The organism is Cupriavidus sp. SK-4, assembly GCF_000611125.1.
Taxonomy (GTDB): domain Bacteria; phylum Pseudomonadota; class Gammaproteobacteria; order Burkholderiales; family Burkholderiaceae; genus Cupriavidus; species Cupriavidus necator.
Window position 1 is genome coordinate 16295 of the sequence record NZ_JFJW01000122.1, and the last position, 23132, is coordinate 39426.

Consider the following 23132-nt stretch of genomic DNA (forward strand, 5'->3'; position numbering starts at 1 on the left):
CCCTTGCCCAGTCCACGAAGGAATACGACGTAGCAAATGCGGACTTCTGCTTACGCGGCAACCTGCGCCGGTACCCGTCCCGCGGGCCGTTCGAGGCCCAGGTGCGACCGCAGCGTGGTACCCGCGTACGCAGTGCGGAAGATGCCGCGCCGCTGCAGGATCGGCACCACGCCATCGACGAAGGCCTGCAGCCCGTCAGGCAGCGCATCGGGCATCAGGTTGAAGCCGTCGGCGGCACCATGGCGGAACCAGTGTTCGATATCGTCGGCCACCTGCTCCGGCGTGCCCACGATCACGCGGTGGCCGCCGCCGCCCGCCAGCTCGCGGATCAGCGCGCGCACCGTCAGGTTCCGGCGCTGCGCCACCGCCACGGTGGCGCGGAAGAAAGTGTGGTTGCCGTTGGCCGGCAGCGCCAGGTCATCTGGCAGCGGCGCGTCCAGGCTCAGCCGTTCCACCGGAATGCCCAACGTGCCGGCCAGCCGCACCAGGCTGTAGTCCCACGGAATCAGCTCGACCAGCTCGTCGCGGCGCTGCCGCGCCTGCGCCTCGGTCGCGCCGATGATGGTGGTCAGCCCCGGCAACACCTTGACCGCGTGCGGGCCGCGCCCCAGCGCTTCGGCACGCGCGTTGATCTCGCGCTTGTAGGCCAGCGACTCCTCGAACGACTGCGACGCGGAGAACACCGCCTCGGCATGCCGCGCGGCCAGCTCGCGCCCGTCGCTGGAGCCGCCGGCCTGGAACAGCACCGGATGGCCCTGCGGCGGCCGTGGCAGGTTCAGCGGGCCTTGCACGTCGAAGAAGGTGCCATGGTGCGCCACCGGCTGCAGCCTGGCGGTATCGACAAAGCGCCCTCCGTGCTTGTCGCCGATCAGGGCATCGTCTTCCCAGCTGTCCCACAGCGCCTTGACGAGATCCGTGAACTCATCGGCACGCGCATAGCGCTGTCCGTGGTCCGGCGGCGCGGCGCGGCCGAAGTTGCGTGCCGAGCCGGCATCCGCCGTGGTCACCACGTTCCAGCCCGCGCGGCCGCCACTGACATGGTCCAGCGTGGCAAAGCGCCGCGCGATGTTATAGGGCTCGTTGTAGCTGGTGGAGGCCGTGGCCACCAGTCCGATATGGGTAGTCGCCGCGGCGACGCAGGCCAGCAGCAAGGTCGGCTCAAGCGCCGTGATCGGCCGGAAATGGATCTGGTCGGCGATCGACGCATTGTCGGCCAGGAAGATCGCGTCGAACTTCCCCGCTTCAGCGATGCGTGCCAGGCGGATGTAGTGCTGCACGTCCACGAACGCACGCGGGTCGCTGGCGGGCAGGCGCCACGCCGACGGCACGAAGCCGGAATGCAGCGCGTTGATGTTCAGGTGCAGCTGGCGCTGCGGTGAGCTTGCTGTCATCGTTCGTCTCCGGCGGCTCAGAACACCCGGCCTTCGGCCAGGTGCGTGGTGTCGCCGTTCAGGTGGTAGGCGCCGACCACGCGCGCCTTGTGCAGCAGCGGGTTGTGGCTGAAGATCGTGCGCAGGTTGCGCCAGTGCCGGTCGAAGTTATGCTGCCTGGCGGTGGCCGAGGCGCCGCCGGCCTCGAACATGCGCTCGGCCACGTGCAGCGCCAGCTTGCTGACCACCAGCTGGGTCTGCGCGGTTGCCAGCGCGCCGGCCAGGACCAGCGCTTCGGCGTCTTCGGAGCGTGCCAGCAGCGCATCGGCCGAGCGGTCCAGTGCGCGCGCATTCTCACGCACCAGTGCGTCGATGGCATGGCTGTGCGCGGCCAGGTCGCCGATCACCTGCTGGATGAAATGGTCTTCGCGTGCCGAGGATGCGGGGCTATGCAGCACCGGACGGCCATGCTCGCGCACATAGCGCAAGGCATCGGCCCAGGCATTGCGCACGATCCCCGCCGCCACCGCCACCAGGTGCAGCTGGCGCAGCGCGCCGCAGTGACGGCCGACCAGCGTGCTGTTGGCGCGCCGTGTCACTTCGTCGGCGAGCACTTGCACATCGTCCAGCACCAGGCTGCCACTGGCGGTCATGCGCTGGCCCATGCCGTCCCAGTCGTCAACGACGTTGAAGCCGGGGCGATCGGTCGGGATGATGATCGAGGCATCGGCTCCATCGGCATCCTTCACATTGATGCGGGCGTAGTCGGCAAAGGCGGTGCCGGTGGAGTAATACTTCTTGCCGCTCAGGCGGTAGTGCTCGCCGTCGCGCCGCAGCGCCGTGGTGATTTCACCGGGCCGCGACGTGCCGCGTTCGGTGGAGGCGCCGCCGAAGATCGCGCCCCCGACAATGCGCTGCACCTGCAGGTCATTGAAGGCCGAGCGCGGCGCCAGGCGCAGCGACTCGGTCTGGTCGAAGTGGATGCGCAGCGCGTGCGCGACGTTCGATTCCTCCGCGGCAATCGCGGTAATGACCTCGAACAGGTCGGCCAGCGATCCACCCAGGCCACCCTGCTCCACCGGGAGCCGGAGCACGCCAAGCCCGGACTGGCGAAACAGCGCGAAGGCCTCATAGGGCAGCAGCCGCCGTGCCTCGCGGGCGGCCGCGTCGATGCCAATCTTCTGCGCCAGCGCCGGCACGGCGTCCAGCGCGGAGCGCAGCGCGTGCCGCGCATCGAAGTCCAACGGGGCATTCATGGATGATTCCTTTCTTGCGGATGAGCAGGCTCACAAGATAGGGAACCCTGCATCACACGGGAACGAATGAATGCCTATATCGTTATCTGCCCCTGGACCTACAGCCGACTCCGGAATAAGTGCCATTAAGTGCACCCAAGAATAAACCTGTAGAGATCGCTACATAGTTGATCGACACTCTACAAGCCCTTAGTATCGGCCCATGGAACCAGCTCCGGAACTGTGGACCCTCCTCGTCATCAGCCTGCCAACCAAGGGCGCTACTGCCCGGATGCGCATCTGGCGAGCCCTCAAGGCACTAGGCTGCGCCGCACTGCGCGACGGCGCCTATCTGTTGCCGACGGCAAGCGCGCAAAGCGCTCAACTACGCGAGTTAGCCGATGAAACCATCCAGGAAGGCGGCCAGGCCTGGCTGCTGAACGTGCGCGCGCATGATCCGGCGGAGGCTCACGCCTACCGGACACTGTTTGACCGCACGGCCGACTACGCCGGCTGGCTGGCCGCCCTCTCCGATGACCGCAAGAGCTTGTCCGGCCAGGATGAGGCCGGAATCGCCCGCCTGCTGCGCCGGCACGGCCGTGCCTTTGATGCCATCGCCGGGACCGATTTCTTCCCCAACGATGCATCGGCCAACGCCGCCTTGCAATGGCGGGACTTCAACAGTGCGGTCGAAACCCTGCGCTCGCCAGGCGAGCCCCAGCCTGCAAGCGGCGGCATCCCGCGCCGGGATCCTGCCCAATACCAGGGGCGCGACTGGGCAACGCGGCGCCACCTGTGGGTGGACCGGGTTGCCTGCGCGTGGCTGATCCAGCGTTTTATCGACCCGCATGCGCGCTTCCTGTGGCTGGAGCATCCGGCGGACTGCCCGGATGACGCGCTGGGTTTCGACTTCGACGGCGCCGCCTTCACGCATGTGGGCGACAAGGTTTCATTCGAGGTGCTGCTGGCCAGCTTCGGGCTGGACGCCGACCGCGGACTGGCCCGCCTGGCCAGCATGGTCCACGCCCTGGATATCGGCGGGGCCCAGGTGCCCGAAGCCAGCGGATTCGAAGCCGTGCTTGCCGGCGCGCGCGAGCGCCTGGCGGATGACGACTCCCTGCTGGCCGAAATCGGCCGCACCCTCGATTCCCTTTATGTGCATTTTTCCGGAAAGCGATAGCACCATGCCCCTGAGGTCCACGACATGAGCAACGTCTCGCAGGCCCCAACCCCTCCGGCCGCACTCACGGAGCGGCCGCGCTACACCCTCTGGCAGCTGGTCGGCTACATGCTGCGCCTGGGCACGCTCGGCTTCGGCGGTCCGGTCGCGCTGGCCGGCTATATGCATCGCGACCTGGTCGACCGGCGCCAGTGGATCACCGACGCCGACTACAAGGAGGGGCTGGCCCTGGCACAGCTCGCACCCGGCCCGCTGGCCGCGCAACTGGCCATCTATCTGGGCTATGTCCACTACCGGATCACGGGCGCGACGCTGGTCGGGATCGCGTTCGTGCTGCCGTCATTCCTGATGGTGCTGGCGCTGGGCTGGGCCTATGTGCGCTTTGGCGGCCTGACGTGGATGCAGTCTGTGTTCTACGGCGTCGGGGCCGCGGTGATCGGCATCATTGCGATCAGTGCGTACAAGCTCACCACCAAGAGCGTGGGCAAGGACCGCCTGCTGTGGGCAATCTACCTGGTGCTTGCCGCGGTCACGGTGGTCACCGAATCCGAAATCGCGTGGATGTTCCTCGCGGCCGGGCTGCTGGTGTGGTTCTGGCGCGCCCCGCCAAAATGGCTGCGCCAGGGCGGCCTGCACGCGGCCGCGGCGACACAGCTGCCACTGGCCGGTGGCGTGGCCGGCGCCATTGACTGGCCCCTGCTGGCGCAGATCGCCGTGTTCTTTGCCAAGGCGGGCGCCTTTGTGTTCGGCTCGGGGCTGGCCATTGTGCCGTTCCTGTACGGCAGCGTGGTCACCGACTTCCACTGGCTCAATGACAAGCAGTTCGTGGATGCCGTGGCGGTGGCCATGATCACGCCCGGCCCGGTGGTGATCACCGTCGGCTTTATCGGCTACCTGGTGGCGGGCTTTCCGGGCGCATCGGTTGCCGCGCTGGCCACCTTCCTGCCGTGCTACCTGTTCACCGTCCTGCCGGCTCCCTACTTCAAGAAATACGGCAAGCTGCCCGCCATCCTGGCCTTTGTCGATGGCGTGACCGCTGCCGCTGTGGGGGCCATTACCGGCGCGGTGATCGTGCTGGCCAGGCGTTCGATCGTGGATTTGCCGACGGTGCTGCTGGCGCTTTGCACGGTAGCGCTGCTGCTCAGGTTCAAGAAGCTGCCCGAACCCGTGATCGTGGCCGGCGCGGCGCTGATCGGCCTGGTGGTATATCCGCTCATGCATCGTTGACGGGAGCGCCGCGCCGAGTCTATGCGCCCCCTCGATCGGATTGCCGATGATGCTGCAGACGGTTCATCGCATGGCCATGCCGCCTGGCTCCTTACTCTGGCTTGACGCCTGCCTCCTGGATCACCCGCTCCCATCGCACCTTCTCCGCCTGCACAAAGCGTGCGCTCGGCTCCCGGCCCTGCGCCATCGGATAGGTGCCAAGCTCCTTCAGCCGTTCGACAAAGGCTGGCTGCGCCAGGGTGCGGCTGACCGCAGCGTTGACATCATCAAGCACTGCGGCGGGCGTGCCCTTGGGCGCAAACAGCGCGAACCAGCCCTTGACGACCAGGCCGGGTGCCACGTCCTTCGCCAGCGGGATGCCGTCCAGTCCGGGCAGCGCAGTGTCCGAGGTGACGGCCAGCGCCTTGAGCCGGCCGCTGCGCACCAGCGGTACCAGCGGCGCGATGCCGTCGACATAGACCGGCACATCGCCCTTCACCACGGCCTGGATCGCCTGTGTGGTGCCGCTGAAGCTGATCTGGCGGAATTTGGCCTTCTGCAGCTGCCCCATCATCTCGGCGGTCAGGTGCGGCACCGAGCCGCGGGTCGGGCTGCCGATGGCAATGTCGTCGGGGCTGGCCTTGCCGGCCTTGAGCACGTCGGCAAGGCTCTGGTAGCCGGCCTTGGGGTCGGCGACGAACATCATGAGCGTGTAGGCCAGCGTCGAAGCGACTTCCGTGTCGCGCTGGATGTCGAACTTCGCCTCCTTGTACATCATCGGCGTGATGACGGCGGCGGCGGCATGGAACAGGCCCAGCGTGTAGCCGTCTGGCGCCGATTGCCGCAGCGCGCTCATGGCGACGATGCCGTTGCCGCCGGGCTTGTTCTCGACGATGACCTGCTGTTTCCATGTCGCGCTCAGGCGCTCGGCAACCTGCCGCGCAATGATGTCGGGCGCGCTGCCCGCGATCGATGGCACCACGATGCGCACCATCTTGTCCGGATACGCCGCGGCATTGGCAGAAGCCGCGGCAGTCAGCCCGGCCAGAAGAAGCAGCCCGAGGCAGGCGCGACGTTTCATGTTGTCTCCCGTATGTAGTCCATGGCCTGCCGGGGGCGGCGCGGCGATGAATATTTGATATAGCGACAATTAATTTTAAGTTAATTGCCTGCATATCAAATAAGGACTTACCATTACGGGATGATGCCGTACACCGGACGTGTCAGGCGCGCGTCATGCGGCGCGCCGCGGATAGGGAATGGCCTCAGGCAGCCTTGCTGCGCGGCTTGCGTGCGGGCTGGCGCTTGTCCTGCTTCCACGCCTCGATTCCATCCAGCGTGATGCGCAGGCCCTCTTCGAACGCGGTATCGGAAGACAGCCTGGAGAAGGCCTTGCTGACATAGCGCGCGCCGGGATACTGGAGCTCGGACGCGGATTCCAGCTTCTTCTCGATAAAGCTCTGGTGGTAGGCCGGCAATTGCCGTGAAGCTTCCGCCATGCTGGCGGAAACCAGGTACTGCGCGATCAGGTGGTAGCCCAGCGCCACCTGCTCTGCCGTGAAGCCGCCCTGCATGATGGCCGACGTCATGCGGTTGAAGAACTCCATGCCGTAGTCGGTCTCGCCCGGCTCGACATCCTGGAACAGGCGGAACCGGTTGTGTGATGCGACATAGATGCTGACGCCAGGATTCTCCACCGCCACGTCGAAGCTCAGCCGGGCAATCCCTTCGACATCGGCACGCCAGTTGCCCGTCAGCGACGGCAGGCGCCCGACGCGCTGGCGATAGTAATCGTTGAGCACGCCGGACACCAGCTGGTCGCGGCCGCCCAGGTAATAGTGGATCAAGCCAGGCGCGACGCCGAAATCCTTGGCCAGCTGCACCATGGAGATCTGGTCCAGCGGCACGGACTTGGTCAGCTTGATCGCGTGCTGGAGGATGGCCACCCGGCTGAGCATGGGCTCGGCGCCGATCGGCGAATCCGTCTTGGGCGGCCGGCCACGGCGGCGTGGCGCAGTCGGCGTCGGGGGCGTCTTGCTGGCAGCGGCTGGGGATTTGCGGGCGGCAGGCATCTTGGGTTGACCGTTCGAAGGCATGGCCGCAAGGAAATTGCGGCTATGGGAATTCTACCCCGCCGCGCCCGCGTTCGGAAAATCAGGCCCCGGCGGGCTCCGGCAGGCTGGCGGCGCTTGCGCCATGCTGCCGGTAGCGGCCCAGCGACAAAGTCAGCGCGCCGGCCAGCAGCAACATGCACGGCAGCACCAGCAGCGGCACCCCATAACTGCCGTAGCGGTCGAACCACACGCCCAGGCCCACCGGCCCGATTACCGCGCCAAAACCGTAACCCGAGAACGCAATACCGAACAGCGCGCCGAACGCCCGCAATCCGAAGTACGAACGAACCAGGAAGGAGATCAGGTCCCCTTCGGCGCCGATGGTCAGGCCAATCAGCGTGGTGGCTACCAGCAGCACCTGGTAGTCATTCGTGACCCCAAGCAAGTAGATCCCCACTGCACCGCCGAAGAAGAACACACAGGCGACGAACGGCGCATGAATGCGGTCGATCAGCACGCCGGTCAGGATCCGGCCGATCAACAGGCCGACACCAACCATCGAGGCACTGCGCGCAGCGTCGGCGGGGCTGAAGCCCTTGTCCGCGAACATCGCCGGCAGGTGCGGCCCAAGCGACAGCGTGGCCGAAGACCCCAGCACGAACACTGCCCAGATCGCCCACAGGCGGTAGCTGTGCACCGCCTGCCTGAGCGCAATGCCGTCAGCAGCCGGCGCCCGGGTTCGGACCGCACCGGCCCTGCCCCGCTCCCGCAGCAGCGAACAGGCCAGCAGCGACAGCGCGATCGAACCGATACCCAGCGCAACATACGCGGTGCGCCAGCCGTAGCCCGTCACCAGATACTGGGCGGTCGCAGGCATCAGCACCGTACCAGCGCCCAGCCCGCACATCGCGATGCCCAGCGCCAGCCCAAGGCGGCGGTCAAACCATTGCGGCAGCACCGCCAGGTAGCCCAGCACGGACGTCGCCGCGCCGAACACGCCGACCACCACCGACAGGCTGACCCAGAGCGCCTTGCTGCCGTTCTGCAGCGCCATGCAAGCCGTGGCCAGCCCGAACACCAGCGCCGAGACGGCAATCACCGTGCGGATGCCGAAGCGGTCCATCAGGGTGCCGACCAGCGGGCTGACGATGGCCAGCCCGAACATCGAAGCCGCATAGGACAGCGACGCTTCCGAGCGCCCCCAGCCGAACTCCGCGGCCAGCGGTTGCACGAACACGCCGGCGGTGGCATTGAACAGCGGGGCATAGCCCGCCAGCATTCCCAGCGCCGCGCCGAGGATGACGGTGGCATAGGTCCATCTGCCGGCGGGGGGCACCGGTTGTGGGGCTTGCTGCATAAGTTGTCTCCGTTCCAGGATACAGGCCGCCTCTGCGGGCGGCGGTCATGACGCTGGCGCTACGCTCAGGCCAGTCCGGCCTTGCTGCCGAGCAGCGCGCCGGCATTGGGCGCCTCCGCGCGGATGCCGAGGCGGCGCATCATCTGGCGCGCGGTGCAGACCGCGGTCGAGGTCACGGGGATGCTCAGTGCCAACTGGGCCTGCTCGATCGCCGGCAGCGACGGCATCTGCACGCAGGCGGACAGCACCACCACGTCAACACCGGCGGTATCCAGCCGCTTGACGTCTTCCAGCAGTTGCATCGGGTCGCGTGCGCCGACGTCCAGATTGTCGAGGATCGAGAAGTTGATCGCGTCCTTGACCGCAATGCCTTCGCTTTCGATGTACTCGACCACGGTCCGTGTCAGCGCGTCGCTGTACGGCGCGAGCAGCGCGATGCGCTTTGCGCCGAAGTCCCTGAGTTCCTCCACCAGCGCGCCGGCCGAGGTCATGATCGCAGGCTGGTAAGGCACCCCGTCAATGGCCGCGTTCAGGTCTTCGATTACCTGGCGGTGATAGCCCTTGCCCATGCACATGGTGGCCACCAGGCAGGCCGTGCTCATAAGGTCGACGCGCGCGTCGGCCAGCTCCTGCGCGCAGCGGCCCATGTCGCGGTTCATCTTCTCAAGCTCCTCCGCCACCACGCGGTGCATGCGCACGCGGCTGGAGTGGAAGGAAAAGCGTTCTGGCAGCACCTGCATGCGGCCGGCAAAGATGGCCGGCACCTCGCGCTCCATGGTGATGTTGGAGCTGGGAACGATCTGTCCGATTCTGTATTGCATGATGATTTGCGGGATAAGCCGCGCTACGCGGCGGGACGCAGGAAGCCCGACAGCGCCGTTCGCAGCGAGTCCGGGATGGGGGTGCCGACGCGCTCGTCCAGCCGCACGCAGTTGGGAGAGAAGGTGGCATCGAACACAGCCGCGCCGTCCGGGCGCCGGGCCATGCAGCGAAGGTCATAGGAGCGCGTGCGGATGGCTTGCACCCAGCACTCGATGTCGATCACTTCATCCGGCCACAGCGTGCCGATGAATTCGAAGCGCATGGCCTTGCATGGCGTGCCCACGCCGTGCAAGGCGCCAAGGCGGCCGGCGCCTCCGGCGATATGGCCCGAGAACAGGCCGACCGCGCCCAGCAGGTAGTCGGTAAAGCGGCCCGTGTAGACCACGCCGGCCGGGTCGCAATCGCCCCAGCGCACCGTGCGGCGCACCACGAAGGGGTCGTCGCTCAGCACATACTCGGTCGCGCGGATCATGGCTGCTGCCCCGCCGCTACCGATACCCCGGCCGCCGTCAACTCGGCCAGCAGGTTCGGGTACTGTTCCTTGAGCCGGTTCAGGTCGACGCGGCCGGTGCGGGTCATGAAGCGGAACACAAACTCATGCGGCGTCGCCAGGTCCATCCATTCGCGGATGCGTTCATACCAGTTGTAAGAGGCCTCCGAGGCACGGATCAGCTTTGCCTTCTCGGGGCGGCGCACGGTGTCGTAGCGGCGCAGCGCCGCCTGCATGTCGTCCGGGAAGGCAACTATGGCGTCCGCCAGCGCGATCGCATCCTCCATGGCGATGCGCGTGCCGGAGCCGATCGAGAAGTGCGCACTGGTCAACGCATCGCCGATCAGCACCTGGTTGCCGACATGCCAGGTATCGTTGACGATCACCGGGAACTGGCGCCACACCGAGTTGTTCGACACCAGCCGGTAGCCACCCAGTTCTGGAGCAAAGACCCGCTCGAACAGGGCTTGGCGCTGTTCCTGGGTCATCGACTCCATGTCGAAATCAATCCAGGTCTGGTGGTCGCATTCGGCAACGAAGGTGCTCATCGAGTCCGAATACGGGTAATAGTGCGCGACGAAGTACCCGCCTTCGTGCTTGCGGAACACCAGCGCCGGGTTGGGGAAGGCCTTCTCCACCCCATACCAGGCGAAATGGTTGCTCAGGCTGTGGCGCCGGGTGCCAAAGCCGGCTTCGTTGGCACCGCGCAGCAGCGAGTTGACCCCGTCCGCACCCACCACCAGATCGGCGTCGATGGCGGAGAAGTCGCTGATGCGCTGGTTATAGGTGACCCGCACGCCCAGCTCGCGCGCACGTGCCTGCAGGATCTGCAGCAGGCGGATGCGCGGGATGGCGCCGCCGCCGGCGCCGGGCCGCTTCATCGTAATCGGGAACTCGTGGCTGACGATGGAGTGGCGGTCGCTGAAGCGCATCGCCCTGGCGAGTTCGTCCACCACCGTCGGCGATGCCGCGCGCAGGCTGGACAAGCCGGTATCGGCCAGCACCACGCCGAAGCCAAAGGTGGCGTCTTCCGGGTTCTGCTCATGGATGTCGATGTCGACCTCGGCCAGCCGCTCCTTGAGCAGGATCGACAGGAACAGGCCAGACGGCCCGCCCCCGATGATGGCGATCTTCATTTTGCGTCCCCGGGAGAAATGACCAGTGCGTCCATGTCGAACTGCTCGATGCGTCCGGCCAGGCCCCCGGTGAGCGCGCCGTACCAGACCGCCGGCTTGAAGCCCAGCGCCTTGCGCCGGAAGCTGATGCCCGGGTTGCCGTCGATGCGCACGTAGCCGTTGCCCAGCGCGGTGGTGGTGTAGCCATCGGTCTTGCCCGCCACGTCGATCAGCGCGGCAAACTCCGGCACGTCCAGCACGAATACCGACGCCTTGCCGCAGGCCTGCGCGGCCGTGCCGATCGAGGCGGCCTTGCGCTGCCACACCGGCTCGATCGAGCCGAACGGCGTGCCGTCCCCGGACTCGTACTCCAGCGCGACGGCGGCGTCGATGGTCAGCTTCGCGTCGAGGGCGTCGGCCGCGCTGAACGGGCGCACCTGCCACGTGATCTCGATCGGGTAGCCGTTGGGGTCGTTGAAATAGATCGACTCGATCACCTCGTGGCGGATCTGGTAGCGCAGCGGAATACCCACCGCCTCCACGCGCTGGCGCCACTGCAGCAGCTCGGCCTCGTCGCGCACGCGCCAGGCGGTATGGGTGGCGCGGTCCTGGTAGTGCTCGCGCACGGTCAGCCAGTCAGGCCGCTCGGTGCCGATGTAGTAGAAGAAGGCGATGGTGCTGCCGTTGCCGCTGTCAAAGAAGAAGTGCAGGAAATCGGCATGATTGTCCGGGCCCCAGCCCTTGGCCGAGATTGCATGCACCAACGGCAGGCCAAGCAGGTCGCGGTAGAAATGCACGGTTTCGGCCAACTTCCAGGTCGGTCGCGCGGTGTGGTGGACACCATGCAGCTGCACGGACGGCACTGCGCCGGGGTTCGTCGCTTCGGTCATATCACTTCCCTTCGGTGGTGGTGCTGCGAGCCGCTTCGGTCTCCAGCAGCTGGATGATCTGCTCGCGCAGCAGCGCCTTGCTGAGCTTGCCGGATGCGGTCAGCGGGAACTCGCTGATGACTTCCAGCCGCTCCGGCCATTTGAATTTCGCCAGGCCGGCGTCCTGCAGGTATTGCGTGAGCTGCGGCAGCGTCAGGCCGGTGGCGGGCGGCTTGGGCACGACAAAGGCGCAGACGCGCTCACCGTAGACACGGTCCGGCATGCCCACGACGGCTGATGCCAGCACCGCGGGATGCAGGTTGATGACGTTCTCCAGCTCTTCGGCATTGATCTTCTCGCCGCCACGGTCGACCACGTCCTTGATGCGCCCGCAGAAGAAGTAGTAGCGCTTGCCCTCGACCACGCGCGACGACATCAGGTCGCCGGAACGGTAGAAGCCATCGGCGGTGAAGCGCGTGACATCTTCCTGCTCTGACTTGTAGTAACCGCGGATCGTGTACGGGCCACGGAACAGCGCCTCGCCCGCCTCGCCGTCGGCAACCGGCTCTTCCGTGCCGGGATGGACAATCTTCACCTCATCCCAGGCCGACACTGGGCTACCGATCGAAGTGTCGCGGATGTCCTGCGGATCGTCGCGGCGGGCGAACATGATCACCCCCTCGGTCATGCCGAAGATATGGTGCGTCGGCGAACCGGTCAGCCGCGTCAGGCCGGCCGCGTTCTTGGGCGCAACGAAGTTGCGGCGAGCGCGCTCGGCGGCATCGGCCTTGGCCAGCTCCGGCGCAATACGCATGAGAATGGGCCCGGCCACGCCGTACCAGGTCGGGCGATAGTCACGCACAAGCCGTTGCAGGTTCTCCTCGCCGATATCCGGCGTCACGGTCACGGTGGCGCCGGCGAGCAGGAACGGGCCGAAGAAGCAGCCCATATTGAGGTTGTGCATGTACGGCGTGGGGAAGAACAGCACGTCGTCCTGCGTGTAGCCGTTGCATGCCGCGACCGCGCGCATGTTGTACAGGTACTCGTTCTGGAAGCGCGGGATGATCTTGGGCACGCCGGTGGTGCCGCCGGAGAGCTGGAACACCGCCGCCTGGAAGGGATCATGGCTTACCTCGGCCAGCAGCGCGCGCGCCTGTTCCAGCGGCATGTCGCGGATCAGGTCGGCCAGCAAGACCGCATTGCCGCGCCGCTCGCCGCGGGCCTGCAGGATGTACGCAAGGCTTGGCACTTCGGCCTGCATCTCCTGGGCGAACGCCACGTCGTCGAACCTGGGGTCGTCGCCCTGCACGAAATGCAGCCGCGCCTCGCACAGGTTGCCCAGGTAGCCGATCTCCAGCTTGCGGAACGCCTGCAGCGAGCACAGCGGAATGATGCCGGCCTTCAGGCAGGCAAAGAAGGCCAGCAGCAGCTCATTGCAGTTGCCGCACTGGAACACTGCGCGGTCCAGCGGCTTCATGCCCAGCGCCAGCAGCGCAGCGGCCAGGCGGTCGGTCTGCTCATCGAGCTCGCGATAGGTCAGCTCGCCCTCCGGGCCGGCCAGCGCCAGACGATCGGCGTGGCGGCGGAACGACGCCTGGAACGCGTCGGCCAGCGTCTCGCCGGTCAGCACGCCTTCGGCGACATAGTGGCGCAAGCGGTCTTCATCGGGATATCGGACGCCGGCCAGCAACTGCGGGGGGCGCACGATGTGGTTTTGCAACATGTCTGTCTACCCTTTGTCAGTCATCGAGCAGCGCGCGGCAATGTCGGGGGGGACGGCGCCCTGCTCTGTTTCTTCGATTTCGGCGCGCTTATACCATGGTTGCGCGCAGCCATTCGACGATGTGGCGGCCGGCGATGCGCTGGCCGGGCTCTTCGTCCCGGCTCAGGGCCATGCCGTGGTGATTGCCGCGCACGCGGATATGCTGCTTGCGCTCGCTGGGGATCTGGCGGTAAATCGCCTCGATATCGGCCGGGAACGTGCATTGGTCGCCGGTGTACTCCAGCAGCAGCGTCGGCTGGTGCAGCGCGCCGAGGGTCTTGTCCAGTGCCGCGTTGGACGACAGCCCGGACCACGTCGACAGCCACGATTCCGGCGTCACTACGCGCCCGAAGCCCACGCTGCCCCAGTTCGACACGAACGGGTCTTTACCCCACAGCGAACCGGGCTTGCGGTCGGACGGATCGAGTGAGATATCCCACGAGCGCAGGTCAGCATCGGTACGCCAGACCTGGAAGATCGGCGCATGGGCGGCAATGCGGCGGTCCGCATCGGAGCCGGTGCCGGCCTTGATACGTTGCCGCGCCTCATGCTTTGCCTTGAGCATCTGTCTGGCACGCGCATCGATGCGCGCCACGCGCTCGGCCTGCGCCGCGCGGTAGCGCTCGATGAACGCCGGCGCATACTGGCCGCGCCCGCTCGCGGCATCGAAGCCGTTGGCCGCGGAGAACGGGTCCAGCGACGCATCGGTCTGCATGGGATCGTCCTCGTCGGTCACGGAAGGATCGACGCCGCTCATCAGCAGCTTGCCCTGGCCGGGATGCGGCGAAACCAGGATCATGCCGTCCACCTCCGGCATCTGCGCCTCAGCAAGGTTGGTCGGGCGGCCGCCCGGGGTCCGCGCGATCCGCTGTCCGGGCGGCGTCAGCGCCTGCTGGTTATAGAAGGTATAGAGCCCCGCGCCGCCGGAGTTGCCCAGCAATACGATACGCTCGTAGCCCAGCTCGCGCAGGTGCGTCATGCCGGCGGCCACGTCGAGCAGCGCGATCTCATGCTCCAGGCGCAGGTCATTGCCGATCGAGCGCGGGCCCTGCACCCAGCAGGCGCAACCGGCATCCAGCACGAACGGCACCAGGTAGTGTGTGATCGCCATCTCGCGCGGATGCATCAGCGAGACCACGGTCTTTTCCTTGCCGGTCACCGTGAACAGGAAGCCAAGCGTGCGCTGCCCGTCTGCCGTGCCGAGTGCATAAGGCACCATCTGGTAAGGGCGGGACATCAGGCGCGCATCCCATGATGCACCCCGCATCCCTGCCGTTACCTGCCCCTTGTCTTGTTCTGTCACGATGCCTCCTGTGGTAAATGCCACCGTCTCAATAATGTAGGGTTTATTTGATAGTGTGTCAAATAATGGTAAACCTTGCCTCGTCCGCGTGCTGTCGCAAAAGAAGGGGCACGCGCCACCTGGCGCGTGCCGCCAAAGTACGGCTACGCCGCACAGAAGATGATGAGGGGGATCCTGGTTCAGAAGCTGTGGCGCATGCCGATCACCGCGCCGATCTGGTTTGCACCGGGCAGCACCGAACCGTCATACCCGTTCGCACCAAGCGCCGACCCACCCTTGTTCTTGGTATACGACGCCGTCACGTACGCATCGGTACGCTTGGACAGCCGGTAGTCAGCCGACAACACGAACGACACAGGGTCCTTCGCCGAGGTACGGTCGTTGGTCTTGTACACCGCCCCGGTCATTGCCAGGTTGGGCGAAATGTTCCAGTTCGCGCCAGTCCAGATCAGGTCGGTACGCGACATCGTCGCCAATAACTGGCTCACCAGCCGCCGGTAGCCCAGGTAAGCCGTCACCGGCCCCATATCCACCGCCGCCGCACCGACATAGCGGCGCTCGGTCAGCCCTGCCTTGACCAACGAATTGCCATTGAGTTGATCATAGACGCCGCCAACGCGGAACTTGCCCGCCTGGTAGCTGAAGCCCGCGCTCATGTCGCGGCCGACGCGGCTGTTGCCGGGCACTTCCGAGCCATTGGCGACGGTGGAATCGACCCCGAAGCTGTACAGCCCAGCCACCGTCAAGCCACCAAACTTGCCCGTGTACTTGGCCGCATTGTCGACCCGCCCCGCCAGCCAGGGGTCATGGCTGAAGGACGAGTACTTGGGCGCAAAGAACATCGGATCGAACGAGATGATCAGGTCGAACATCAGGTTGTGATGCCGGCCCATGGTGAACTGGCCAAAGGTGCTGCTGTCCAGCCCGACATAGGCCTTGCGCCCGAAGATCCGCCCGCCCTGCGAGGCCATGCCGGTGTCCAGCACCATGCCGCCTTCCAGCACGAACACGCCCTTCAGCCCGCCGCCCAGGTCCTCCACGCCACGCATGCCCCAGCGGCTGCCGGCGATATTGCCCGAGGTCATGCGGAACAGGTTCTCGCCCTGCCCCGCATTGGGAACGTGGTTCAGGTACTCGATGCCCACGTCCGCCACGCCATACAGCGTGACCGACGATTGCGCATGGGCGTGCGTTGCCGCCGCCGCGAGCATGGCGCCCGCGATGGACAGGATTCTTTTCATGGCTCCTCCGGTGTTGGGAATGGCGCCGCCGGAGCAGTCTCGACGTCTCCCGGCGCATATGGTCTCTTGATTTGTCAGCCGCGTTCGCCCTGTTGGCCAGGGAAGGATCCGCCTCTACCGATTTATTTGAGACCTCGCCAATAATGTATTGTTTTTTGACACCATATCAAATAATGGTTTTCACCGAGACCCGGCCCACCGCCCTGGTGGCCGAAGCCACTTGCGATGGATGGCCTTGGGGAATCTAATCCTACGGAAGAGGCGTCCCGAGGAGGGTCACACGGTGCAGTGCTCAATTTGCGGATCTGAGAACGTCGACGCCATGGCAGCCTCCCGCTCAGGAACCACCGGCTTCCCCACGATCCTGTTTGGCGCTTTCGATCGCCACAACTTCGGCGACCTGCTGCTGCCGCATGTGATGCGAAGCCTGATCGGGCCGGCCAACCCGTTCTACGGGGGCCTGGCCGAGCGCAACCTGAGAATCCATGGCGGCCATCGGGTCCACACCCTGGCGCGGCTGGCAGCCACGGTGGGCGACAGCGCCGTCGATGTCATCCATGTCGGTGGCGAAACCCTGACCTGCTCGCTCTGGGAGGCGGCCGTGATGCTGCAGCCTCCCTGGCAGGCCCGGGCGGTGGTGGCGCTGCTCGATGCCCGGCCGCACGAGCGGACGGTCTGGGCCCAGGCGCAGCTGGGCATACGGGACCTGGTCCCCTACCTGTTGCCGGCCGGCATCTTTGCCAACGTCCGGCGTGTCATTGTCCACGCCGTCGGCGGCATTGAACTTGGATCGGTTGAGCCTGCCATGCGGGCCGAGGCGGTGGCCAAGCTCGGGGCCGCCACCAGCGTCGGGGTACGAGACCATCAGACCCGGGCCACGCTCGCGGAGAACGGCATTGCCTGCCGCCTGGAGCCCGATCCGGCCGTGCTGGTGACCGAGTTGTTCGGCCCCTGCATCCGCCGGCGCGCCCGCCAGGGCGAGTGCGCCCGCATCGTGTCAGGGTTCTCGGGCGGATACCTGGCCGTGCAGTTCAGCGCGGATTTTGGCGACGACGATACCCTTTCACAGCTGGCGGCCCAGCTCGAACGTATCGCCCGGGCCAGGGCCCTGGGCGTGGTGCTGTTTCGCGCCGGCGCCGCGCCCTGGCACGACGACCTGGCTTGCTACCAGCGCCTGGCGGCACGGCTGCGCGGCACGCCTGTGGTCCTGTTCGAATCGCTCAATCTGTGGGATATCTGTGCGCTGATTGCGCACAGCCGGGGCTTTGTCGGCAGCAGCCTGCACGGCGGCATTGTCGCCGGCGCCTTTTTCCTGCCACGGCTTGGCCTGCTCCGGCCCGCACAACCTCCTGGCACCAGCAAGCAGGTCGCCTTTGCCGCGGCCTGGGGCGCGGCCGGGGTGCCGGCCGCGGTGACCGCGCAGGATCTTGCGGCCGGACTGGACCAAGCGATGGCGACCCAGGCCGCCCAGCGCAGGGAATTGGCCCGGGAATGGGCCAAGGCATGCAGGACCGCATTCCAGCTGGTTCAGGAGAACTAGCCGCGCCCGCCCGAGACGCAAGTCCCCGCTAAACAAAAAAGCGGGCTTCCGAAGAAGCCCGCCCGGTTTGCTGCTAAACGCCTGTGTATCTGCCGGTCAGGCTGGCACCTGCGTCCCCGCCGCCGCCTTCTCCTTCGAGAAGAGACTCCTGGAGGTAGCAACATGGTTGGCCAGCACCGGCCGCAAGACCATGATCGCCAGGAAGGCCGCGGTCAGGTCCATGGCCGCAACCGTGTAGAGGACCGTCGACCAGGTGCCGCTCGCCTCCATCATCAGGTTGCCGACCGGCACGAACAATGCGCCGATACCCTTGGCCGTGTAGAGCACGCCGTAGATCTTGCCGATGTGCTTGGTGCCGAAGGCATCGCCGGCAAGTGCCGAGAACAGCGAGTAGACCTCGCCCCAGGCCAGGAACACCACGCCCGACAGGATCAGGAAGGCGTACGGGTTGCTGCCGAAGTAGCCGAGCGCGATGATGCCAAGGCCTTCCAGGGTGAAGGCGATGACCATGGTCTTCTCACGGCCGATGTTGTCCGAGATCCAGCCGAACAACGGACGCGAGATGCCGTTCATGATCCGGTCGAGCATCAGCGCGAGCGGCAGCGCGGCCATCACGAAGAAGTGCAGGTCGACCTTGAACTCCTTCACACCCAGGTCCTTGGCGATGACGCCAAGCTGGGCCACGGCCATCATGCCGCCGGTGACGACCAGGATGAACATCACAAACATCAGCCAGAACAGCTTGGTGGACATCGCTTCCTTGAGCGTGTAGTCGCGCGTGGCCTGGACCAGCTTCTGCGATGCCTTCACCTCGCTGCCCTTTGGTGCGCGCAGGAACCACGCCGCGACAAAGGCGAGGCCGCCCTGCAGCAGGCCGAAGAACAGGAAGGTGTGCTGGAAGCCCTGCGACTCGATCATGGCCGCGATGGGCAGGATGGTCGCCGCAGAACCGGCGCCGTAACCGCCCGCGGTCAGGCCCACGGCAAGGCCACGGCGGTCCGGGAACCACTTGAGCGCGTTGTTGATGCAGGTGGCATAGATCGAGCCCACGCCAAGACCGCCAACGGCTGCACCGACGTAGAAGCCCATCAGGGTAGTGGCCTGCGAGTTGATGCACCACGCCGCGCCGATGAAGATCGCGCCGAAGGCGACCATCATGCGCGGGCCGAACTTGTCGATGAAATAGCCTTCGATCGGCGCCAGCCAGGTCTGCACAAGGACGAAAACGGTGAAGGCGATCTGGATGCTGGCGCGCGACCAGCCGTAGGTACCCTGGATCTCAGGGACGAACAAGGTCCAGGCGTACTGGATATTGGCGGTGGCGATCATGCAGACCACACCGACAATCAATTGCAGCCAGCGTGTGCCTTCCGGGACCTGGCGATTAGCGCCCAGCGCTGCCGATGGATTACTCATTTGCGCGCTCCTTGAATCATTTGGCCATTCAATTGCGGGAATGCGGGCGGGTATGCGGACGCACTGCGCCTCAGCATAAGGGTGGCTGCTGGCATTTCATGTCTCCTGTGTCATTGGCATTTATTTGCCTCTTATTCCGACGCCGACCTGAGGTCTCCGCCCTCACCTCTCTCAAGTTCGGAGTGGCGATGGGATACACAGTATGTGATATATCAAGTAAGTCAAGCGAAAGAAATGGCAGGGTTTTCACTGAATTTATGACGGCGAAGGATGGGTCCCTGATATTCACGCTGAATATGCATCATCGCCCCGGGAAGGAGGCCTCGCCGGGAACCGCAGAATAACCATGAAACCCTTTGCTGGAGCCACTTCCAGCCGCATCGACGTCGATAGATGAGAGTTTGTTTTGAATCGATGAGGAAAATGACTTAAACCCCATCATTACGAATTTGTCATATTCGGAAGTGACCATTTCGGCCAAGCCAGCACCATTACGAAAATGTCATGATTACAGAAATGTAATGATTTTGACTGCAGCGAGTGATGAGCGGAATAAATCAGAGCGATTAATACGGCATAAACCGCACCCATGCGCTAAAAAAAATGCCCGCAGGCAAGCCTGGCGGGCGTAGGCATGATGCGTGACATCAGCCGCAGCATGTAGATGCAGTTATAGGCGATTATTCGAGTCGGGCAAATAAATAATTACGCTTAGTCCGGGGTGGCGGCCAGAAACTCTCGAAAACCCTGACGGATTTACCGCAAAAATCCCGAATGCCATTTGGGCAGATTCAGAAGATGGCATTTTTGTCATGATGGATTTCAATTTGCGGGCGGCCAGATGCGCTGCTGCCCGGGTCGGCAGGCAAGCACTGTAGACAAGATCATCCAGGCTGCCCACGAGAGTAGATGAAACGGTAAGTGCCGTAGAACTCCTGGAAGCCCGGCGACCAGGTTGCGACCAGATCGTCCAGCCATTGCTATAGATAGAATGGCAAGCAGTCGGCAGCGAAGTAGATGTTCCGGTAAATTCTGTAGAAACTCTGGTAAGCTCCCGAGCAAACCGGCACCCAGGAATCGCGACTACCTATGTCTCATGCGCCACTAGGCTACGGCGCGCTTATCCGCAAGTTCGGGTTGCGCGTGCCGCCGCTGCGCTCGACCTCCGCCCTCGCCGACAAGACCGGGGTCCTCAGCACGCACACCGGACCGGACGGCACCACGCGCACCGTGTACCCAAGGAACCGCTACCGCGGCGGCGACACCACCGTGGACCACCTGACGTTCGCGCTGAAGAAGGAGCAGCTGGACCTGACCGTGCTGGCGGCGCTGTTCGAGCATGCGCAAGCGGTGCAGGCCGTACGGGAGTGGCTGGCGGCCACCCCGACCTCCCGTTATGCGAGGCTGAGCGCGTTCTATGCCAAATGGCTTGCCGGAGCGCAATTCGACTACAAGCTGCCGGCCGGGACGCCCAGGGTACTGGCGCTGGACGAGACCCGGTACCTGACCGGCCCGGCAACGCCTGACCTGCAGTTCGGCATCCAGAACAACCACCTCGGCCCGGCCGCGTTTTGCCCCCTGGTGCGCCGCACCGAGAAGCTGGCGCAGTACATTGCCGCCGATCTCCCCGGCCGCGTGGCCGCGGCCATCAAGCGGCTCGAGCCAGAGTTGCTGGCGCGCGCGGTGGACTACCTCTACCTCGCGGAAACACGATCGACCTACTCCATCGAGCACGAGATCCCCGATAACCAGCGGGTCGCCAAGTTCAGGCGATTGCTGGAATACGCCGGCAATCCCGCCCCGCTGACCGAAGAGCAGCTGTGCGAGTGGCAGAACGAAATCATCTCGGGGCTGCGCGCCGAGTTCTCCTACCGCGACAAGCAGAACTGGCTGTCCCGCGGCGGGCGCATGCGCAATATCGCGGACTATATTCCCCCGCCGCCCGGGCAGCTTGGCGCGATGATGGACGGGATTGCCGCGGTCGCGGGCCTGGTCGAGGCACAGGCGGCAAACCCCATCGTGGCCGCGGCGTGCGTATCGTTTGGCTTTGTCTTCGCCCACCCGTTCTACGACGGCAACGGCCGGCTCCATCGATTTCTCATCCATCATTTGCTGCGCCAGGCCGGTGTCACGCCCGATGGCGTAGTGCTGCCGGTGTCGGCGCGGATGCTCAAGCAGATCGATACCTATGCCGCGCTGCTGAAGTCCTATTCCGCCCCGCGCACGGCCCTGCTCAACTACGCGCTGGATTCGGACAGCGACACGATCCTGATCAAGTCGCCACAGCCCGGCTGGCTCTACGCATCCTTTGATGCGACAGCGCTGTGCGAATTCGTCTTCGAATGCATCGAGCAGTGCGTCGAGCAGGACCTTGCGCAGGAGATCCAGTACCTGCGCGCCTACGATGCCAGCGTCACACGCCTGGAAAGCTGGCTCGACCTGCGCCAGTCACGCCTGTCGAACCTGATCGACCTGATCGTCCAGAACCACGGCGAGCTGTCCAGGCGCAAGCGCAAGCTGTTCGAAGACATCACGGACGACGAGCTCGCCCGCATTGAAGCCGTCGTGCACGACGAATTCACGGAATACCTCGAGCTCCACGGCGGCCGCTGAAGCGGCGGCACTGGCACTGCCCGGTGCCGCCGCCAGGCGGCGGCGCCACTATGTATCGCTCTGTATCCCGGGCCGCGGCAGACATGAAAGCTTGCACGGCTGCCGGGAAGCGGAAACAACCGGGATACGTGCGGACGGTGGAATGCGTCTATCGCCAAGACCGGGAGTTCTCCGCCATGTCCATCGTCGCCATCCATGCGCCGCCCTGCCCCTGCCATCGTGCCTGCCACGGCACCGCGCACGCCAACGGGGGCCGCCCATGATCGACGCCTTCCTTGCCTTTGCCGCCGGCGTGCTGACCATTGCCTCGCCCTGTGTGCTGCCGGTGCTGCCCATGCTGCTCGCCGGCTCGGTGGGCGAATCCGGCCGGCTGCGCCCGCTGGCGATCGCACTTGGCTTCGTCAGCGCCTTTTCCGCGCTGGGCATAGTCTTCGCCACGCTGTCCAGCGCCTTCAGCGAAGCCCCAGGCGTGGTGCGCAACGCGGCCATCCTGTTCCTGCTGGGTGCCGGCCTGGCGCGGCTCTGGCCCGCGGGCTTCGAGCGCCTGGCGGCCCCGTTCGCCGGCGTGGTCGACCGCCTGGCGGGTGCCAGCGGCCGGACCGGCACCGGCGTGGCCGGCGGCTTTGTGCTGGGCATGACGCTGGGCGCGGTGTGGACCCCATGCGCCGGGCCGGTGCTGGCGTCGATCCTGGCGCTGGTGGCCAAGGCGCAAGACCTGCATCGCGCTGCCGGCCTGCTGGCGCTGTTCGCGGCTGGCGCGGCCATCCCGATGCTGGGCATTGCCTATGGCGGCCAGTTCGCCACCACTCACGTGCGCCGGCTGGCGCGTCACACGCACCGGCTGCAGCAAGGCTTCGGCGTGCTGGTGGTGGCGACCGCCATTGCCATGTACTTCCAGTACGACACGCTTGCCATCGCCTGGCTGACCTCCCTTTTCCCTGCCTCCCAACCTGGAGCCTGAACCATGCACCGCTTCCTTCGTACTCTTGTGGCCACCACCGCCATCGTTGCCGCCCAGCATGCCGCCGCCGCGCCTGCCGACTATGGCAAGGCGCCGGAATTCACCGGCATCGACAAGTGGCTCAACGCTGAACCACTGACCGTTGCCGGGCTGCGCGGCAAGGTCGTGCTGGTCGATTTCTGGACCTACAGCTGCATCAACTGCATCAACACGCTGCCCCATGTGCGGCAGTGGTACGACAAATACCGCGACAAGGGCCTGGTCGTGGTCGGCGTCCACACCCCGGAGTACCCCTTCGAGAAGTCCACCGCCAACGTGCAGGCAGCGCTCAAGCGCTTCGATATCCGCTACCCGGTCGCGCAGGACAACGCCTATGCCACCTGGAACGCCTGGCGCAACCGGTACTGGCCGGCGCTCTACCTGGTCGATGCCAACGGCTCCGTGGTCTACAAGCACTTTGGCGAAGGGAATTACGCCGAGACCGAAGCGGCCATCCAGAAGGCGCTGGCCGGGCGCAAGTAAGTATCAATTCGTCGAGCCTTGAGCAGCCGGTCAAGACCAACAACTTTGACATCCTTATATGAACACCGCCCGGATG

At 65.5% G+C, this 23132-nt stretch carries 19 protein-coding genes; 6 read left to right on the forward strand and 13 right to left on the reverse strand.

The window, feature by feature from the left end; all coding sequences use genetic code 11:
• Positions 1 to 50: 50 nt before the first annotated feature.
• Entirely contained in the window at positions 51 to 1391 is a 1341-nt protein-coding gene (locus tag CF68_RS25830) for an LLM class flavin-dependent oxidoreductase (protein ID WP_035824421.1), read from the reverse strand.
• Positions 1392 to 1408: 17 nt separating this feature from the next.
• Positions 1409 to 2626 (reverse strand): acyl-CoA dehydrogenase family protein, encoded by a 1218-nt coding sequence (locus CF68_RS25835; RefSeq protein WP_035824422.1) that lies wholly within the window; start codon positions 2624 to 2626, stop codon positions 1409 to 1411.
• 202 nt (positions 2627 to 2828) lie between these two features.
• Here CF68_RS25835 and CF68_RS25840 point away from each other — a divergent pair, with 202 nt between their 5' ends.
• Together CF68_RS25840 and CF68_RS25845 are read left to right on the forward strand one after the other, a co-directional pair.
• Positions 2829 to 3785 (forward strand): chromate resistance protein ChrB domain-containing protein, encoded by a 957-nt coding sequence (locus CF68_RS25840; RefSeq protein ID WP_035824424.1) that lies wholly within the window; start codon positions 2829 to 2831, stop codon positions 3783 to 3785.
• Positions 3786 to 3809: 24 nt separating this feature from the next.
• Positions 3810 to 5012, forward strand: a complete 1203-nt coding sequence (locus tag CF68_RS25845; RefSeq protein ID WP_035824427.1) for a chromate transporter — start codon at positions 3810 to 3812, stop codon at positions 5010 to 5012.
• A gap of 91 nt (positions 5013 to 5103) precedes the next feature.
• Here the strand turns inward: CF68_RS25845 and CF68_RS25850 are convergent, their stop codons facing one another.
• The 10 genes from CF68_RS25850 to CF68_RS25895 form a co-directional block, all read right to left on the reverse strand.
• Positions 5104 to 6072, reverse strand: coding sequence for a tripartite tricarboxylate transporter substrate binding protein (locus CF68_RS25850; protein WP_035824428.1), 969 nt, complete (start codon positions 6070 to 6072; stop codon positions 5104 to 5106).
• 184 nt (positions 6073 to 6256) lie between these two features.
• Complete coding sequence (locus tag CF68_RS25855; protein ID WP_035824431.1) at positions 6257 to 7063, reverse strand: TetR/AcrR family transcriptional regulator; 807 nt, start codon at positions 7061 to 7063, stop codon at positions 6257 to 6259.
• An 82-nt stretch (positions 7064 to 7145) separates the two neighbouring features.
• Positions 7146 to 8402 (reverse strand): MFS transporter, encoded by a 1257-nt coding sequence (locus CF68_RS25860; RefSeq protein ID WP_035824433.1) that lies wholly within the window; start codon positions 8400 to 8402, stop codon positions 7146 to 7148.
• A gap of 65 nt (positions 8403 to 8467) precedes the next feature.
• Positions 8468 to 9223, reverse strand: coding sequence for an Asp/Glu racemase (locus CF68_RS25865; protein ID WP_035824435.1), 756 nt, complete (start codon positions 9221 to 9223; stop codon positions 8468 to 8470).
• 23 nt (positions 9224 to 9246) lie between these two features.
• Positions 9247 to 9696 (reverse strand): thioesterase family protein, encoded by a 450-nt coding sequence (locus CF68_RS25870; protein ID WP_035824437.1) that lies wholly within the window; start codon positions 9694 to 9696, stop codon positions 9247 to 9249.
• Positions 9693 to 10850 carry an FAD-dependent monooxygenase gene (locus tag CF68_RS25875; protein WP_035824439.1) on the reverse strand — a complete coding sequence of 386 codons (1158 nt, stop codon included), beginning with the start codon at positions 10848 to 10850 and terminating at the stop codon, positions 9693 to 9695. The genes CF68_RS25870 and CF68_RS25875 overlap by 4 nt, the downstream gene beginning before the upstream one ends.
• Entirely contained in the window at positions 10847 to 11719 is an 873-nt protein-coding gene (locus CF68_RS25880; protein WP_035824441.1) for a VOC family protein, read from the reverse strand. Before CF68_RS25880 ends, CF68_RS25875 begins: the two co-directional genes overlap by 4 nt.
• A 1-nt stretch (position 11720) precedes the next feature.
• Complete coding sequence (locus CF68_RS25885) at positions 11721 to 13421, reverse strand: AMP-binding protein (protein WP_035824444.1); 1701 nt, start codon at positions 13419 to 13421, stop codon at positions 11721 to 11723.
• Between the two features lie 88 nt (positions 13422 to 13509).
• Positions 13510 to 14697 carry an alpha/beta hydrolase gene (locus CF68_RS25890; RefSeq protein ID WP_035824446.1) on the reverse strand — a complete coding sequence of 396 codons (1188 nt, stop codon included), beginning with the start codon at positions 14695 to 14697 and terminating at the stop codon, positions 13510 to 13512.
• A 245-nt stretch (positions 14698 to 14942) separates the two neighbouring features.
• The gene (locus tag CF68_RS25895) at positions 14943 to 16004 is read right to left on the reverse strand and encodes a porin (protein ID WP_035824448.1); all 1062 of its coding nucleotides are present in this window, start codon (positions 16002 to 16004) and stop codon (positions 14943 to 14945) included.
• Positions 16005 to 16326: 322 nt separating this feature from the next.
• Here CF68_RS25895 and CF68_RS25900 point away from each other — a divergent pair, with 322 nt between their 5' ends.
• Positions 16327 to 17544 carry a polysaccharide pyruvyl transferase family protein gene (locus CF68_RS25900; protein WP_035824450.1) on the forward strand — a complete coding sequence of 406 codons (1218 nt, stop codon included), beginning with the start codon at positions 16327 to 16329 and terminating at the stop codon, positions 17542 to 17544.
• Positions 17545 to 17640: 96 nt separating this feature from the next.
• Here CF68_RS25900 and oxlT read toward each other — a convergent pair whose 3' ends face one another.
• Complete coding sequence (oxlT, locus tag CF68_RS25905; RefSeq protein WP_035824453.1) at positions 17641 to 18960, reverse strand: oxalate/formate MFS antiporter; 1320 nt, start codon at positions 18958 to 18960, stop codon at positions 17641 to 17643.
• Between the two features lie 1089 nt (positions 18961 to 20049).
• Between oxlT and CF68_RS25910 the strand changes: the two genes are divergently transcribed.
• The 3 genes from CF68_RS25910 (at position 20050) to CF68_RS25920 (ending at position 23056) form a co-directional block, all read left to right on the forward strand.
• Positions 20050 to 21573, forward strand: a complete 1524-nt coding sequence (locus CF68_RS25910) for a Fic family protein (RefSeq protein ID WP_035824454.1) — start codon at positions 20050 to 20052, stop codon at positions 21571 to 21573.
• A 259-nt stretch (positions 21574 to 21832) separates the two neighbouring features.
• Positions 21833 to 22534, forward strand: coding sequence for a cytochrome c biogenesis CcdA family protein (locus tag CF68_RS25915; RefSeq protein ID WP_035824456.1), 702 nt, complete (start codon positions 21833 to 21835; stop codon positions 22532 to 22534).
• A 3-nt stretch (positions 22535 to 22537) separates the two neighbouring features.
• Positions 22538 to 23056, forward strand: a complete 519-nt coding sequence (locus tag CF68_RS25920; RefSeq protein ID WP_035824459.1) for a thioredoxin family protein — start codon at positions 22538 to 22540, stop codon at positions 23054 to 23056.
• Positions 23057 to 23132: the final 76 nt, after the last annotated feature.